This window comes from Anaerostipes rhamnosivorans, assembly GCF_005280655.1.
GTDB lineage: Bacteria > Bacillota > Clostridia > Lachnospirales > Lachnospiraceae > Anaerostipes > Anaerostipes rhamnosivorans.
Genome location: NZ_CP040058.1, coordinates 2,716,279 through 2,730,023, shown reverse-complemented (window position 1 = coordinate 2,730,023; position 13,745 = coordinate 2,716,279). Strand labels below are relative to the sequence as shown.

At 45.2% G+C, this 13,745-nt stretch carries 13 protein-coding genes; 12 read left to right on the top strand and 1 reads right to left on the bottom strand.

The window, feature by feature from the left end; genetic code table 11:
* Positions 1-19: 19 nt before the first annotated feature.
* From AR1Y2_RS13610 to AR1Y2_RS13555, 12 genes are all read left to right on the top strand, one after another.
* Complete coding sequence (locus tag AR1Y2_RS13610; protein WP_137329455.1) at positions 20-655, top strand: single-stranded DNA-binding protein; 636 nt, start codon at positions 20-22, stop codon at positions 653-655.
* Positions 656-785: 130 nt separating this feature from the next.
* Positions 786-1,274 (top strand): cob(I)yrinic acid a,c-diamide adenosyltransferase, encoded by a 489-nt coding sequence (locus AR1Y2_RS13605; protein WP_137329454.1) that lies wholly within the window; start codon positions 786-788, stop codon positions 1,272-1,274.
* 29 nt (positions 1,275-1,303) lie between these two features.
* On the top strand, positions 1,304-2,188 hold the full coding sequence (gene dapA / locus AR1Y2_RS13600) for a 4-hydroxy-tetrahydrodipicolinate synthase (protein WP_137329453.1): 885 nt from the start codon (positions 1,304-1,306) through the stop codon (positions 2,186-2,188).
* Positions 2,189-2,200: 12 nt separating this feature from the next.
* Positions 2,201-2,956, top strand: coding sequence for a 4-hydroxy-tetrahydrodipicolinate reductase (dapB, locus tag AR1Y2_RS13595; protein WP_137329452.1), 756 nt, complete (start codon positions 2,201-2,203; stop codon positions 2,954-2,956).
* Positions 2,957-3,085: 129 nt separating this feature from the next.
* Complete coding sequence (locus AR1Y2_RS13590; RefSeq protein WP_137329451.1) at positions 3,086-4,279, top strand: pyridoxal phosphate-dependent aminotransferase; 1,194 nt, start codon at positions 3,086-3,088, stop codon at positions 4,277-4,279.
* Between the two features lies 1 nt (position 4,280).
* On the top strand, positions 4,281-5,333 hold the full coding sequence (gene hisC, locus AR1Y2_RS13585; RefSeq protein ID WP_137329450.1) for a histidinol-phosphate transaminase: 1,053 nt from the start codon (positions 4,281-4,283) through the stop codon (positions 5,331-5,333).
* Between the two features lie 147 nt (positions 5,334-5,480).
* The gene (locus AR1Y2_RS13580; RefSeq protein ID WP_137329449.1) at positions 5,481-6,356 is read left to right on the top strand and encodes a DUF5688 family protein; all 876 of its coding nucleotides are present in this window, start codon (positions 5,481-5,483) and stop codon (positions 6,354-6,356) included.
* Positions 6,357-6,502: 146 nt separating this feature from the next.
* On the top strand, positions 6,503-7,678 hold the full coding sequence (ytvI, locus tag AR1Y2_RS13575) for a sporulation integral membrane protein YtvI (RefSeq protein ID WP_137329448.1): 1,176 nt from the start codon (positions 6,503-6,505) through the stop codon (positions 7,676-7,678).
* The gene (gene thyA / locus AR1Y2_RS13570) at positions 7,675-8,523 is read left to right on the top strand and encodes a thymidylate synthase (protein WP_137329447.1); all 849 of its coding nucleotides are present in this window, start codon (positions 7,675-7,677) and stop codon (positions 8,521-8,523) included. The genes ytvI and thyA overlap by 4 nt, the downstream gene beginning before the upstream one ends.
* A 9-nt stretch (positions 8,524-8,532) precedes the next feature.
* Positions 8,533-9,027, top strand: coding sequence for a dihydrofolate reductase (locus AR1Y2_RS13565; RefSeq protein WP_137329446.1), 495 nt, complete (start codon positions 8,533-8,535; stop codon positions 9,025-9,027).
* Between the two features lie 66 nt (positions 9,028-9,093).
* Entirely contained in the window at positions 9,094-10,164 is a 1,071-nt protein-coding gene (locus AR1Y2_RS13560; protein WP_137329445.1) for a branched-chain amino acid aminotransferase, read from the top strand.
* A gap of 148 nt (positions 10,165-10,312) precedes the next feature.
* Positions 10,313-12,289 carry a sodium-translocating pyrophosphatase gene (locus AR1Y2_RS13555; RefSeq protein ID WP_137329444.1) on the top strand — a complete coding sequence of 659 codons (1,977 nt, stop codon included), beginning with the start codon at positions 10,313-10,315 and terminating at the stop codon, positions 12,287-12,289.
* Positions 12,290-12,375: 86 nt separating this feature from the next.
* On the opposite strand, the gene AR1Y2_RS13550 is transcribed toward AR1Y2_RS13555, so the two are convergent.
* Positions 12,376-13,695: an MATE family efflux transporter gene (locus AR1Y2_RS13550; protein ID WP_137329443.1), complete on the bottom strand. Its 1,320-nt coding sequence runs from the start codon at positions 13,693-13,695 to the stop codon at positions 12,376-12,378.
* Positions 13,696-13,745: the final 50 nt, after the last annotated feature.

Here is a 13,745-nt window from a genome sequence, read left to right as displayed (position 1 = left end):
ACAAGAAGGGAGAAAAAGTATGACAGAAAAAGGAATCAATAATAATCAAGTGGAGGTAGCGGGCGAGATCATATCCACCTTTGAATACAGCCATGAGATTTTTGGTGAAGGTTTTTATATGGTCAAACTTTTAGTAAACAGGTTAAGCGAAGCGACTGATGAAATACCATTGATGATTTCCGAACGTTTAGTGGATGTGACAAAAGACTGCCGGGGCAAATATTTAAGGGCTTTCGGACAGTTCCGCTCTTATAACAAGCATGAAGAAAACCATAATCATCTGATTTTATCTGTCTTTGTCAGGGATCTGGAATTTCTGGATTCCATGGAAGACGTGAAGCCGAATCAGATCCAGCTGGACGGATTTATCTGTAAACAGCCGGTTTACCGGATGACACCTCTCGGACGGGAGATCTGTGACATCCTGCTGGCTGTGAACCGTTCATATGGCAAGTCCGATTATATCCCTTGTATCTGCTGGGGAAGGAATGCCAGATTTGCGGGCAGCCTGGAAATCGGAGCCAGGATTGAACTGGTGGGAAGGATCCAGAGCCGTGAATACCAGAAAAGGATCAGTGAATTTGAGGTTGTTAAGAGAACGGCCTATGAAGTTTCTGTGAACAAACTTGAAATGAAGGTTCTTGAAGAAGAGTAATCCCGCTGAAAATGGGGCATGACCAGTAAAATGCCATGAATTTGCTTCGCACGATAAGGGATAGATTTTTTGCCGGATTGGTGATATAATAAAGCGATATTACTAAAGGAAGATTCTTTGAGGTGAAAAGATGAAAGGACGAGTGGAAGTTTACTGCGGACAGGGCAAGGGGAAGACATCGTCTGCCTTAGGCCACTGTATTAAAGCAGCAGGACAGGGGAAGCAAGTCATTATTGTTCAATTCCTGAAAGGAAAAGACACGGAAGAAATCAGCTTTATCAGACGCCTGGAACCAGAGATTCAGCTGTTCAGCTTTGAAAAGTATGACCAGCACTACATGGATTTGACTCCTGAACAGAAAAAAGAACAGGAGCACTTCATTGGAAACGGTCTCTGTTATACAAAAAAGGTCATCGACACAAGACAGTGTGATGTCTTAGTGTTGGATGAGGTACTCGGACTTTTGGATCTCGGACTTCTCACAGAGAAGGAACTGGTGGCACTGATCGCCGGCAGGGATGAGGAACTGGAAGTCATCATGACAGGGAGAAGCCTGCCCGATTCCCTAAAGGACTGGGCGGATGACATCTACTGTATCAGCACAATAAAAGAATCATAAGGTTACATAAGAGATTAGGAGGAATGTATATGGCTATTTTTACTGGGGCCGGCGTTGCGTTGATTACGCCGATGAAAGAGGACTTATCAGTAGACTACGACCAGCTTGAGAGGGTCATTGACGACCAGATCAAGAATGGTACAGACAGTATCATCATCTGCGGGACCACAGGGGAAGCGTCCACAATGTCTCATAAAGAACAGATAGAAGTGGTTGCCGCATGTGTTTCCTGTGTCAACAAACGCGTTCCGGTCATTGCCGGTGCCGGTGCTAATTGCACAGATGAAGCCCTTTATCTTGCCAAGGAGTCGGAAAGAGTCGGAAGCGACGGGCTTTTAGTAGTAACTCCATATTATAATAAAGCGACACAGGCCGGTTTAGTTGAATATTACGAAAGCATTGGAAACTCAGTGAACATTCCGATTCTTATGTATAATATCCCGGGAAGAACCGGTGTGAACATTCAGGCCGATACAACAGCCAAGATTTTTAAATCTGTAGAAAATATCGTAGGTATGAAAGAAGCCAGCGGAAACCTTTCCCAGGTGGCGGATGCGCTTTATCTGACAGACGGGGAGATTGATATGTACTCTGGAAATGATGACCAGATACTTCCAATCTTGTCTCTCGGAGGAAAAGGTGTAATCTCTGTACTGTCTAATATTGCTCCTCAGGAGACTCATGATCTGGTCATGAAGTTCTTAAATGGAGATGTAAAAGGCAGTCAGGAGCTTCAGATGAAGTATATGGATGTGATCCACAAACTTTTCTGTGAAGTGAATCCTATCCCTGTTAAGAGAGCCATGGCAGAGCTTGGATACGGAGCCAATGCCGTAAGAAGACCTCTCACGGAGATGGAAGAAGACCATGCCCAGGAACTGATCGAAGCTATGAAAAAAGTAGGAATTCTTTAAGGAGCAGCACGAATGATAAAAGTAATGATGCACGGCTGCAACGGAGCCATGGGACAGGTGATCAGCAAGATCATCGATGAATCTGACAGCGCCGTGATGGCAGCCGGAGTGGACTTTAAGGACGATGGACACAATCCTTATCCTGTGTTTAAGAATCTGGACGACTGCAATGTGGATGTGGATGTCATTATCGACTTTTCATCTTCCAAAGCAACAGACCGTCTGCTGAACTATGTGACAGAGAAGCAGATCCCGCTTGTACTCTGTACAACGGGCCTCAGCGAAGAACAGATTCAAAAGGTTCAGGAGACAAGTAAAAAAACAGCGGTTTTGAGGTCTGCCAATATGTCTCTTGGTGTTAATGTTTTATTAAAGCTTGTAAATACGGCGGCGAAAGTGCTGGCGGAGGCAGACTTTGACATCGATATCGTAGAAAAGCACCATAAGCTCAAGGTGGATGCGCCGTCGGGAACCGCACTTGCTCTAGCGGATGCGGTGAATGAAGCACTTCACAATGAATATGAGTACGTCTACGACCGAAGCCAGAGGAGGATTCAACGTCCGAAAAAGGAAATCGGCATCTCAGCAGTCCGCGGAGGAACCATTGTCGGACAGCATGATGTAATTTTTGCCGGGCAGGATGAGGTTATTGAATTTCATCACACGGCATATTCCAAGGCCATTTTTGGAAAAGGAGCGGTCAGCGCAGCGATCTATCTGGCAGGGAAACCGGCAGGTATGTATGACATGAGCGACGTGATCGGTTAAATAGAATTTGAAACCAAAGGCGGTACGTTAATCTTACGTACTGCCTTTTTATTCCATAGGGAAACTATTTGACTGCGTCGAATTGCATTTGGCGCATAAAGTGAACATACGAAAGAAAGAGTGGGATTTATGTTATCAAAAAAAGTATTAGAATTGTCCGGCCAGCATTCTGTGATCCGGGATATCTTTGAATTCGGGATGGAAAGAGCCAAGGAAGTGGGAGCTGAAAATGTATTTGACTTCAGCATTGGAAATCCTTCTGTTCCCGCCCCGAAAGAGGTGGATGACACAGCGGTAAAGTACATACAAGACGGAGATCCTGTGGCAGTACACGGCTACACCAGCAATGCCGGCATTTATGAGGTCAGGGATGCTGTTGCCAAGTCTCTGAACCGCAGGTTTTCAACCGACTACAGGGCAGACAATATCTTTATGACCATCGGAGCGGCTGCGGCCATCGGCATCTGTTTTAAAAGTCTTGTGGACGGGCCCGAAGATGAGATCATCACCTTTGCCCCGTACTTTCCCGAGTATCAGGTGTATGCCCAGGGGGCAGGATGTAAGCTTACGGTGATCCCGGCAGAGACAGATTCCTTTCAGATTGATTTTGAAAGGCTTGAGGCAGCCATCAGTGAACATACAAAAGCAGTGTTGATCAACTCTCCTAACAATCCATCGGGAGCGGTCTATTCAGAAGAGACGATTAAACGACTGGCGAAACTCCTGGAGACAAAACAGAAAGAGATAGGACACAGCATTTATATCATATCAGATGAGCCTTACAGGGAGATCGTGTATGATGGTATTAAGCTGCCGCACATTCCTTCTTATTATAATAATACACTGGTCTGCTATTCCTTCAGCAAATCCCTTTCCATTCCGGGAGAGAGGATCGGATATATCATAGCGCCCAGCCAGGCCGAGGATTTTGATGATCTTTTGGCAGTTTTTATCGCTGCGGGAAGGCTTCTCTCCTATGTGAGCGTCCCTGCCCTTTATCAGAAGGTTGTGGGCGATTGTGTAGATCTTACCTCTGACTTGTCTGTCTATCAGGCAAATAAAGATCTGTTTTATCACGCGTTGATTGAGATGGGTTATGAGTGTGTGGAGCCGGGAGGGGCCTTTTATCTGTTTCCAAAAGCCTTGGAACCGGACGCCAACGCATTTTGTGAAAGGGCAAAGAAATACGATCTTCTTATGGTTCCTGGAGACAGTTTTGGCTGTCCGGGTTACGTGAGGATCTCTTACTGTGTACCCACAGAACGTATTGAGAAAGCACTGCCGCTGTTTCAACAGCTGATTGATGAATACAAGGAGAGATAAGATGAAGTCTTGGAGAGATAGTGTAAGAAATGTGGTTCCGTATACGCCAGGGGAACAGCCCAAGGAAGATGGCGTGATCAAGCTTAACACCAATGAAAACCCGTATCCCCCGTCTCCTAAGGTTCTGGAGGCAATGAAAGAAATTACAAATTTAAGAAAATATCCGGATCCGGCGGTATCTGACTTGACGGAAGCTTTGAGTTCGTATTATAGGATTGACAGCAGTGAAGTGTTTGTGGGAGTGGGCTCCGATGATGTTTTGGCCATTGCCTTTCTGACCTTTTTTAATTCGGACGTTCCTGTTTTCTTCCCTGACATTACCTATTCCTTTTATGATGTCTGGGCAGATCTGTTCCAGATACCGTTTGAGAGAAAACCGCTGAATGAGAAATTTGAGATCTGCGCTCAGGATTATTACGGTGAAAACGGGGGAGTGATTTTCCCGAATCCCAATGCCCCCACAGGAGCACTGCTGGAACTTGAGACGGTCAGGGATATTTTAGACCATAACAGGGAAGTACTGGTGATCGTGGACGAAGCCTATATTGATTTCGGGGGAGAAAGCGCATTGAGCCTAATCCATGACTATGACAACCTTCTTGTGGTGCAGACGTACTCTAAATCCCGTTCCCTTGCGGGACTTAGAATCGGCTATGCCATGGGAAACCGGGAACTGATCAAGGCTATGAGTGATGTGAAATACTCTTTTAATTCTTATACAATGAATGAGCCGTCAATCGTCATGGGCACGGCAGCCATTAAAGATGAGGAATATTTTCAGGATACAAGAAACAAGATCATAAAGACCAGGGAATGGTTTCAGGAAGAGCTGAGAGAGCTGGGCTTTTCATTTGCGGACTCCAAGGCAAATTTTGTGTTTGCGGCCCATGAATCGATACCGGCCAGGGAGTTGTTTGAGGCGGCAAAAAAAGAAAAAATTTACGTCCGTTATTTTGATAAACCGAGAATCAATAATTATCTAAGAATATCCATTGGAACGGATGAAGAAATGCAGGCTCTTGTAAGATTCTTTAAATCAATGATGAATAAATAGGTTATGGCAGGCGGCCGGAGAATTATTTCGGTACCGCTTGCTTTTTTTATTCTGGTGGGTTAAGATAATATTGTAATTATTTCAAAATTATGGAATATACGAGGAGGGGTATGGCGTAGATTTCCGTTTCACAGGGAAGGAGCGGTTATGTTGAACAGTCAAGAATTCTTAGATTATGTAGAGGAGCATATATTAGAGTATGTCAGTGATCCGGAAGAGAAAAAGGCCACTATACGGCAGATCACGAAGAATAATAACATCAGCTTGCATGGTCTGTGTATTGGAAAAGCAAAAGAGACCTGCCAGCCCATTATCTATGTAGATTCTTTTTTTACAGAGTACCAAAACGGTGCTGATCTGGGAGAGCTTTTGTGCAGAATGGGCGCACTCTATGAGGAGAGTGGGAGCGACTGCCCGATAGAATCTGATCTGTACAGGGATTACAGTTATATGAAGGGGCACCTGTTCTTTAGGCTCGTAAATTATGAGAAGAATAAAAAACTGCTGGAGGACTGTCCTTATGAGCGTGTGGAGGACCTTGCAGTCACATTCCGTTGGTTTGCCCACCATGACAGGGATGGAATGGCCAGTGCGCTCATACGCAGCCAGGATCTCAAGCTTTGGGGCATCACCAGGGAGCAACTCATAAGAGATGCAAAAGAGAACACGGAAAAGGCCTTCCCTGCGCTGCTCCGCCCTATGGAGCAGATCTTCCCGCAGATGAAGGGCGGCAGGGAAAAGCTGTATGTATTATCCAATAGGGAAGGGATCAACGGAGCAGGGGCTGTGTTGTACCAAGGTGTCCTGGAACGCTTTTCCGAGCAGATCCAGGGAGGATTTTATATCCTTCCCAGCAGCATTCATGAAGTACTTTTGGTGCCGGAAGAGGACGGAAGCGACCCTTTGGCTCTTGCAAAACTGGTCAAGGAAGTAAACCGTACTGTGGTAGAAAAAGATGAGATTTTGTCTGACAGGGTTTACTATTACGAAAAGGGACAGAATTTATTTATGACAAAAGTGTGAATTTTACATCGGGAGGGGCAGTGACCTTGTCATACGAAGCCTTGTACTTTATAATAGATGTACCCGTGGGGCATATCGTATTCCATAGCCTTTGGGTGGATACGTTCTGTGCAACAAACTAAAATTAAAAATCTGGGGTGATGAAAATGAGACGTTGGGAAATATACTTAGAAATTTTTATGGAACTTCTTGTGATTGCGGGAGGGGCATTTTTGCTGATCTTTGTTCTGCCGAAGTGCATCGGCTTTTTATGGCCTTTTGTGGCTGCCTGGATCGTTGCGATGCTGGCTCATCCGGTTATCTCTTTTCTAGAAGATAAGGTCCGGCTGCCCAAACAGTTTGGCTCGGCGCTGATCATCATCGCGGTTATAGCAGGCCTGATCGCTCTAATCTCTTTTATCGTCAGCCAGCTGGCACAGCAGATCGTTGGATTTGCAGCCAGTCTTCCGGATCTCAGGGAGACAGTTCAGACCCAGCTTATGAATCTAAAGGAGCAGATGCTCCATTTGATGGAGTCCCTGCCGTATGGTTTCGGGGACAAGTTTGATACCATGCTTGGTTCCACGGACAAAGTGCTGGACAAGGTGGTGGGAGCTATTGGAAACTACGGAATGGAGCATTCCGGCAATGTTGCCAAAGGAATGACCAGCGGATTTATTGGGACGGTTGTGATGTTCTTTGCTGCGTATCTTTTTATTGTGGATAAGGAGAAGATCATGCAGGGATATGAAAAGCATGTTCCAAAGATGGTACGCCATAAGATTGGAATCTTTTACCACAATACTTTGGGTGTGCTGGCAAGTTACTGCTGGGCCCAGGTGAAGATCATGGTCATTATTATTGCCATCCTATGGATCGGATTTATCCTTGCAGGAATCAGCTATGCTTTTTTTCTCGCTGTTGTGATCGCAATCCTGGACGTACTGCCGATCCTTGGTACGGGGACAGCCATTATTCCATGGGCACTCTATAAGATTCTCACCGGGGATATCAAGACGGCTGTGATCCTATTGATCATTTATGTGATCTGTCTTGTGACAAAACAGGTGCTGCAGCCGAAGATGATGGGGGACAGCATGGGAATTTCTCCGCTCACGACACTGTTTTTGATTTATATTGGATTAAAACTTTCCGGAATCGGAGGCATGCTTTTGGCCCTGATCCTTGGTATCTTCGTGTACAATTTGTATAAGCTCGGGGTGTTTGACCGGAAGATTGCATTTTTCCAGAGGCGGATTGAGATGCTGACCATCAACAGTGAGAAGGAAGAAGAGCAGATAAGAGAAGAACTTGAGAAAGTGGAAAGAGAGGGTAAGGAATGAGTTATGCAGATACATTGTTTATGAATATGTGCAGGGACATTTTAGAGAATGGCACCAGCACAGAGGGGGAGAAGGTCAGGCCTAAATGGCCGGACGGGACACCTGCCTACACTTTGAAGCAGTTTGGTGTGGTCAACCGCTATGATTTATCCAAAGAGTTTCCGGCTCTGACACTGAGGAAGACGTTTGTGAAGTCTGCGGTAGATGAACTGCTTTGGATCTGGCAGAGGAAGTCTAACAATATTCACGACTTAAAGAGCCATGTGTGGGATGAATGGGCAGATGAAGACGGATCGATCGGTAAGGCGTACGGTTATCAGATGCAGGTGAAGCATCAGTATGCGGAAGGTATGATGGACCAGGTGGACAGGGTGATCTATGATCTGAAGCATAATCCCTACAGCCGCAGGATTATGACAAATATTTATGTGCACCAGGATCTGCATGAGATGAACCTTTATCCGTGTGCCTACAGTATGACATTTAATGTGACGAAGAAACCGGGACATGACAAGCTGGTGCTGAACGGTATTCTCAACCAGAGATCCCAGGACATCCTGGCGGCAAACAACTGGAATGTTGTTCAGTACTCTGTCCTGATCTATATGCTGGCTCAGGTGTGCGATATGGAGCCGGGTGAGTTTGTCCATGTGATCGCAGATGCCCACATCTATGACCGGCATATCCCGATTATCAGGGAATTGATCCAGCGGCCGGTCTATGATGCACCGAAGTTTTCCCTGAATCCTGATGTGAAGGATTTTTATGAGTTTACACTGGACGACATTAAGATAGAAGATTACAAGGCGGGAGAACAGATCAAAGATATTCCCATCGCCATATAGGAGAAGACTATGAATCTAATTGTAAATGCAGATAAGAACTGGGGGATCGGAAAAGAAAACCAGCTTCTGGTCCACATCCCAAATGATATGAAGATGTTCCGGCAGACGACAACAGGCAAGGTGGTTGTCATGGGAAGAAAGACATTGGAGAGTTTCCCCAACGGAATGCCCCTTCCAAAGAGAACCAATATCGTCTTGACCACAGATCAGGACTATGATGGCAGAGGGGCGGTTGTAGTGCACAGCACAGAAGAGCTGTTTGATGAACTGAAAAAGTACAGTGACGAGGATATTTTTATCATCGGTGGAGAGAGCATCTACAGAATGATGCTTCCCTACTGTGATACAGCATACGTGACCAGACTGGACTATGCCTATGACGCAGACACTTATTTTCCAGATCTCGATGAGATGGAGGAGTGGAAGATTGTAGAGGAGAGCGATGAACAGACATATTTCGACCTTGAGTATGTATTTTTGAAGTATCAGAAGATGAAAGATTGACAGAAGATTTAAAAAGTTTCATAATAAAACGTAAGAAAATACATAGAACAGGAAGGAAGAGATAACATGTTAGATATCAAAGTTGAAAAGACCCAGTGTCCGAAGGAAAAACCGGCCAAAGACGATCCGCTGTTGTTTGGAACCATTTTTACGGATCATATGTTTGTGATGGATTATGAGGAGGGCAGAGGATGGTATGATCCGCGCATCGTTCCTTATACAGACCTTACATTGTCACCGGCGGCTACGATCTTTCATTACGGACAAGGTGTCTTTGAAGGACTGAAGGCATACAACTCAGAAAGCGGGAATGTTAATTTATTCCGTCCGGATATGAATGCCAAGAGATCTAACCGCTCATCCGACAGACTGTGCATTCCGGAGATCCCGGAAGAAGATTATATCCAGGCCATTGAGCAGCTGGTCGCATTGGATAAGGACTGGATACCGGACGAACCGGATCATTCACTGTACATCCGTCCATTCATCATCGGAACAGATCCTTTCTTAGGACTGAAGACATCCAGATATTATAAGTTCATTATCATTCTGTCACCGGTAGGACCTTATTATCCTGAAGGACTTGATCCGGTCAGCATCTGGATCGAAGATGACTATGTGCGCGCTGTCCGCGGAGGAATCGGGGAGGCCAAGACCGGGGGGAATTATGCAGCCAGCATCCTTTCCCAGGTAAAAGCCCATGATGAGGGATATTCTCAAGTACTCTGGTTGGACGGTGTAGAGAGAAAGTATATCGAAGAAGTGGGAGCCATGAATATCTTCTTTAAGATAGATGGTAAAGTTGTGACTCCGAAGTTAAATGGAAGTATCCTTCCAGGAATCACAAGGGATTCTGTGATCCAGCTCTGCAAAGAGTGGGGATATGAAGTGGAAGAAAAAAGGATCTCTATTGATGAGATTTACGAAGCCCACAAGGCAGGACTCCTGGAGGAAGTCTGGGGAACAGGGACTGCAGCAGTAATCTCACCGGTAGGAAAGTTCCGCTGGGGAGATGAGGTCATGCAGGTAAAAGACGGCGGAATCGGTGAATTAAGCCACAAGCTTTATGATACCGTAAGCGGGATACAGCTTGGTAAGATCAAGGACAACCATGGCTGGATCGTGGAAATCAAATAATATCTTTTTATTGGCTGGAAGTTTGATCTTCCAGCCTTTTTCATTGAAAATATTGTATTCTTGAAATGTCTTTGGTATAATATGAAAATGTGACTATAAGTCATAGACTCAAATTTTATTTATGAGGAAAGTGAAAGGAGATTGGACAATGGAAATGTACATTGCGATTGCGGCCGGAATCTTATCTCTGGTTGTTGCATTTGCGCTTATGTCAAAAGTAAAAAGTGCCAATGCGGGAAATGACCAGATGCAGGAAATTGCCGGAGCGATCAACGAAGGAGCCCATGCGTTCTTAAGGGCGGAATACAAGCTGCTTATTGTTTTTTGTATTGTAGTATTTGTATTAATCGGCCTTGGAATTCAAAGCTGGGTATCAGCAGTCTGTTTTTTGGTTGGAGCATGCTTTTCTGCGTTAGCAGGATATATCGGTATGCATACAGCTACAAAAGCAAATGTTAGAACAGCAGAAGCAGCAAGATCAGGCGGGATGAGCAAAGCTTTATCCATCGCATTTTCAGGCGGAGCCGTTATGGGTCTTACAGTAGTAGGTCTCGGACTGTTCGGTGTGACCATGGTTTATAAGATTACAGGAGACGTCAGCGTACTGACAGGATTCAGTCTGGGAGCATCTTCTGTAGCGCTGTTTGGACGTGTGGGAGGCGGTATTTATACAAAAGCTGCCGACGTAGGAGCCGATCTGGTAGGTAAAGTAGAAGCAGGAATCCCGGAAGATGATCCGAGAAACCCGGCTGTTATCGCCGATAACGTAGGTGATAACGTAGGTGACGTCGCAGGTATGGGTGCCGATTTATACGAATCCTATGTAGGATCTATCGTATCTGCTATCACCATCGGTGTAGTGGCATTCAGCGTGAAAGGTGCCGTATATCCATTAGTGCTTGCAGCGATTGGAATCGCGGCATCAATCCTCGGAGTTATCTTTGTTGTCAACACAAAGAGCCAGAATCCGCACAGGGCATTGGATGGAGGTACATACTTCTCAAGTGTCATCGTTTTAGTTGCAGCATTTTTCTTAAGCCGTCAGTTCTTTGGTAACCTGGATACTTTCTGGGCAATCCTCGGCGGTGTGCTGGTTGGAAATATCATCGGTAAGCTTACTGAGATCTACACATCCAGCGACTACGGCGCAGTTAAGAAGATTGCAGACCAGTCCGAGACAGGATCTGCAACAACGATTATTTCAGGACTTGCAGTAGGAATGGAATCCACAGCATTCCCGATCATTTTTATCTGTATCGCAGTTATCGTTGCGTATCAGTTTGCAGGTTTATATGGAATTGCCCTTGCAGCAGTTGGTATGCTTTCTACAACAGGTATCACAGTAGCAGTTGATGCTTATGGACCGATCGCCGACAATGCTGGAGGTATTGCGGAGATGGCAGAGCTTGATGAATCTGTACGTAAGATCACAGATAAGCTGGATGCAGTAGGAAATACAACAGCAGCTATGGGTAAAGGATTTGCCATCGGTTCTGCAGCGCTGACAGCACTTGCACTGTTTTCTGCGTATTCACAGGCCGTAAGCCTTACAACCATCAACTGTCTGGATCCGAAAGTTATCGTGGGTGTATTGATCGGAGGAATGCTTCCGTTCTTATTCTCAGCATTTACAATGCAGTCTGTAGGTAAGACAGCAAATGAAATGATTGTGGAAGTACGCCGTCAGTTTAAAGAGATCCCGGGAATTCTTGAAGGAAAAGGAAAACCGGATTACAAGAACTGTGTTGAGATTTCTACATCAGCAGCATTAAAAGAGATGCTTCTTCCAGGAGTTATGGCGATCATTGCTCCATTGCTCATCGGAGTTCTGTTGGGGGTAGAGGCACTCGGCGGATTGTTAGTAGGATCTTTGGCATCAGGTGTTATGATGGCGATCTTCATGGCAAATGCCGGAGGAGCTTGGGATAATGCGAAGAAGTATATTGAAGAAGGAAATCACGGCGGAAAAGGAAGCGATGCCCATAAGGCAGCAGTTGTCGGTGACACCGTAGGAGATCCATTCAAAGATACATCAGGACCGTCTATCAACATCTTGATCAAGCTGATGACGATCGTAGCATTAGTATTTGCACCGTTATTCTTAAGCATCGGTGGAATTTTATAAGACTTATGAAGACAAATATAATATCCATGGAATCGTTTGATTCCATGGATATTTTTTTGTTTATACTAGAAGCTTTTTGACCCTCTCTAATTTTCTGCTGCCGTTGCCTTATACGCCTGAGATTTTAGCTTTCTTTTCATCATCAGTACGGCAATGGCAGTGACAGCGGCTTCTGCGGCAATAATACCGGTCCAAAGAGCCTGCCGTCCAAAGACAGAGGGCAGAAGAAAGATAAACGCCACATTTACAACAAAGCTTCTCAGAGAGGCAATGACCAGAGCCTTGGACGTTCTTTTGGACGCCAGGTGGTAGGTGGTAAAGATCATATTCACTGCGGCAAACAGAAAGGATATACCATAGACCGACAAACTCTCACTGGCAAGGCGCACAAGAGCCGGTTCCCTGTTAAATATGTGAATGATCGGTTTTCCAAACAATAGCAGCACCGCATATAAGGAAAGAGCCAGTAGAAAATTTATCACAATACCTTTTCGGAAAAAATACTGCTCTAGTTCCTTTTTTCCTTCTCCTACAGAACGGCTGATCAACGGCTGGATTCCATCTGAAACTCCGATAAAAATAGAGAATACCAGGGTCAGGAGATAACATACGACAGAAAAAGCGGATACGCCCATATTCCCAAGATACTGGATCACGATTAAATTATAGCAGAAAATTGTGATGGGCTGGCTCATCTGCGTGATCAGTTCCGGTATACCCCTGCGCAGGATCTCCAGAACATAGTATTTTTTTAGGGGCAGGAGTTTCAGTTTCAGCCGGCCTTTTCCCACGATAAAGTGGGGAAGCATGATCATACAGGAAATGACCTGGCCGAGCCCGGATGCAATGGCAGCTCCGTGAATCCCCATGTTAAAAACAAAGATAAACAGCCAGTCAAGAAACACATTGCTTATCGCGCCGGCTGCCATGCCTACTAAGCCGAGCCGCGGACTTCCGTCGTTACGGACAAACGCTGCAAGCACCATGGCCATACAGAAGAAGACTCCGAACAGGATATAGTAACGAAGATAATCCGAAGTCAAGGACAGCAGATTCCCCTTTGCACCTAGGATCATAGCAATGCTGTCTGAAAAAAGAAAGCTGATGATAGTCATGACGGCCGAAAAGATTAGTACAAGAAAAATACTGTTCATGAAAGAATGAACGGCTTTTTTGTCATTGCCCTGTCCGATAAAGATGGATGTAATGGTTGCACCTCCCATGGCGATCATCATAGCCACTGCAGTCAGGATACAGATGAAGGGAACTGCAAGATTAATGGCTCCCAGTCCGGAAGAGCCGATTCCCCGCCCCACAAAAATCCCGTCAACTACAAAGTATAAACCGGTGACCATGGATGCACAAACCGACGGAATCACAAATTGATAAAATTTATTTTTGTTCATTTAGATAAAACCTCCACATTTCTGTTATAATAAAAGTATAAAGTATCCCA

Excerpts from the sequence above, each read along its gene's own strand:
- AR1Y2_RS13560 (WP_137329445.1), top strand. The coding sequence starts at position 9,094 with ATGTTAGATATCAAAGTTGAAAAGACCCAGTGTCCGAAGGAAAAACCG.
- AR1Y2_RS13550 (WP_137329443.1), bottom strand. The coding sequence starts at position 13,695 with ATGAACAAAAATAAATTTTATCAATTTGTGATTCCGTCGGTTTGTGCA.
- AR1Y2_RS13605 (WP_137329454.1), top strand. The coding sequence starts at position 786 with ATGAAAGGACGAGTGGAAGTTTACTGCGGACAGGGCAAGGGGAAGACA.
- hisC (WP_137329450.1), top strand. The coding sequence starts at position 4,281 with ATGAAGTCTTGGAGAGATAGTGTAAGAAATGTGGTTCCGTATACGCCA.
- AR1Y2_RS13590 (WP_137329451.1), top strand. The coding sequence starts at position 3,086 with ATGTTATCAAAAAAAGTATTAGAATTGTCCGGCCAGCATTCTGTGATC.
- AR1Y2_RS13555 (WP_137329444.1), top strand. The coding sequence starts at position 10,313 with ATGGAAATGTACATTGCGATTGCGGCCGGAATCTTATCTCTGGTTGTT.
- ytvI (WP_137329448.1), top strand. The coding sequence starts at position 6,503 with ATGAGACGTTGGGAAATATACTTAGAAATTTTTATGGAACTTCTTGTG.
- AR1Y2_RS13565 (WP_137329446.1), top strand. The coding sequence starts at position 8,533 with ATGAATCTAATTGTAAATGCAGATAAGAACTGGGGGATCGGAAAAGAA.
- dapB (WP_137329452.1), top strand. The coding sequence starts at position 2,201 with ATGATAAAAGTAATGATGCACGGCTGCAACGGAGCCATGGGACAGGTG.
- thyA (WP_137329447.1), top strand. The coding sequence starts at position 7,675 with ATGAGTTATGCAGATACATTGTTTATGAATATGTGCAGGGACATTTTA.
- AR1Y2_RS13610 (WP_137329455.1), top strand. The coding sequence starts at position 20 with ATGACAGAAAAAGGAATCAATAATAATCAAGTGGAGGTAGCGGGCGAG.
- dapA (WP_137329453.1), top strand. The coding sequence starts at position 1,304 with ATGGCTATTTTTACTGGGGCCGGCGTTGCGTTGATTACGCCGATGAAA.
- AR1Y2_RS13580 (WP_137329449.1), top strand. The coding sequence starts at position 5,481 with ATGTTGAACAGTCAAGAATTCTTAGATTATGTAGAGGAGCATATATTA.